We start from the raw sequence: 1,996 nt of genomic DNA on the forward strand, positions 1-1,996 counted from the left end.
AATGTAAGATGTTAAAACTAAAGCTGGTTGAGTATATTGAGTTAGATTTAACTTTTCTTCATCGTTAAAAATAATATCAGTTAAATTAAACCCAAGTTTTTCATTCACTTTTTGGTGTAGTTGACGGACTTTTTCAAACGTGTCATAAAAATCCTTTCCCATTCCCACATACTGAGAACCTTGACCTGGAAAAACGAATGCTTTCATTATCAACCTCTTTACGTTGTTGAACCTTCTTCGTCTAAGTACAGTTCTCTAAACACTTCATCTGTAATTTGAACGTTTTCTCCTTTGAATCCCGGTAGTGCTTCCATTCTTACCCATGCGGACCTATACCATATATCTGTTGGAACTTTATTTACAGGTGCAACTTCCTGAGCTTTTGTTTCTGCATGATAATCCCAGTTCATATAAGCGTTAAAATCTTGAACTATATCCGTTATTACCATTCCGTAGTCGTTTATTAAAGCTTTTTGGAACTGTTGCCATCTTGTTATAGATGAATCCCTTAAAGTGAGTCCAAAGTATCCAACACTACCTTCTTGTTTAAGGGCTGCAATACCTCTTGCAATAAATGCTTTAAAGGCTTTTAAAGTTTCAGGTGGGTCTGTTATAAACACATCAAAAGATTTAAGCCATTCTTCAGGGAATGGATTTCTAAGGTCAAATCTTATCGCTTCTGCATTATCTATACCAAGTTCTTTAAATATTCTGTTATCAAAATCTATAGACCTTTCGTCTATATCTAAAATTAAAACTCTTCTTGGTAATCTTGTTAAAGCTACTGCTAAACCTGTTAAGTCATCTTCAGCACCCATAACCAATATATCTCTGTCTCTTAAATCTTCTCTTGAATCTAAGAATAAAACTCTTGAAACTGTTGTTTCTGGAGTTACACTACCTTGGTCGTACTCTTGAATAGCTTTTGGTCTGTCTTTTGTAACCTGTAAAAAGGTATGATACCAGTCTAAATTTGCATAAAATGGTATTCCTCTTCCTTCACATGCTTTACAGGTATAATCTACAGCAGGTGGAATTTTTAAATCTTTTATCAGTTGTAATCCTTTTTCTGTTAATAAGATTTCATCGTTTTCTATTTTAGCTAATCCTTCTGCTACAAGTTCTTTTACTATCTGTGAAGTAGCAGGCACAGGCTGGTCCGCTAAATCAACAACTTTCCAGAAATCGGAAGTTGTTAAAAGCCCTGCTAAAACTCTTTCTACACTTCTACCGTAAAGTTTGATTCCTGTTTTTTCAGATGCTCTACTTGCTATACTGCTTAAAATTTCTCTTGCCAATTTCTCACCTCTCTTTTATTTAATTAAATCAGATACAAACTTTGGTAAAGAAAATAAAGAAGCATATATTTTATCACAAAAATATTTTGTGTTCAAGTTATTGATTTTTTCATATTCTAATTGAGATTGTTTAAAGATGTCTATGTCATCTGATGCCATTGTAAAACTCCACATTCCAGCCGGATAGGTTGGAATAAATGCAAGGTAAGTTCCGTAAAATTTAAACACTTTTTTTATCTCATTTACAGCAGTTTTAAAATACTCTTCTTGTAAGAATGGAGATTCAGTTTGAGCTGTCATAATACCATTTTCTTTTAATGCTCCTTTTACTTTTTCATAAAATGCTCTTTTAAACAACGCTTCCGCTGGTCCAACCGGGTCCGATAAATCTAAAAGAATAACGTCGTAATACCCTTTTCTTTCATCTAAAAATTTGTTACCATCTTCTATAAAGATAGAAACTTTTGGGTTGTTTAGTTCGCAAGATATACTTGGAAGATACTCTTTTGATACCTTAATAACATCTTCATCAATTTCACACAGATGAACCTCTTTTACAGATGGATGTTTTAATACTTCTCTTACAGTACCACCATCTCCTCCACCTATAACCAAAACCCTTTCCGGATTTTCTCGGTTGGATGGCGGTTGTTGGTCAAGGAGCAGAAGCAGCAGACAAATATATTTGGCTTAGAGAG

3 protein-coding genes are annotated in these 1,996 nt (G+C 33.9%); all 3 read right to left on the reverse strand.

The features are described 5' to 3' along the window. The coding region (locus NE054_RS07970; RefSeq protein ID WP_297890419.1) for an acyltransferase domain-containing protein at positions 1-207 on the reverse strand (207 nt) is incomplete at its 3' end. A gap of 11 nt (positions 208-218) precedes the next feature. After that, complete coding sequence (locus NE054_RS07975; protein WP_297890420.1) at positions 219-1,298, reverse strand: bis-aminopropyl spermidine synthase family protein; 1,080 nt, start codon at positions 1,296-1,298, stop codon at positions 219-221. Positions 1,299-1,313: 15 nt separating this feature from the next. Further along, the gene (locus NE054_RS07980) at positions 1,314-1,913 is read right to left on the reverse strand and encodes a spermidine synthase (RefSeq protein ID WP_297890421.1); all 600 of its coding nucleotides are present in this window, start codon (positions 1,911-1,913) and stop codon (positions 1,314-1,316) included. Between the last annotated feature and the right edge of the window lie 83 nt (positions 1,914-1,996).

It is taken from the genome of Sulfurihydrogenibium sp. (assembly GCF_027448985.1).
GTDB lineage: Bacteria > Aquificota > Aquificia > Aquificales > Hydrogenothermaceae > Sulfurihydrogenibium.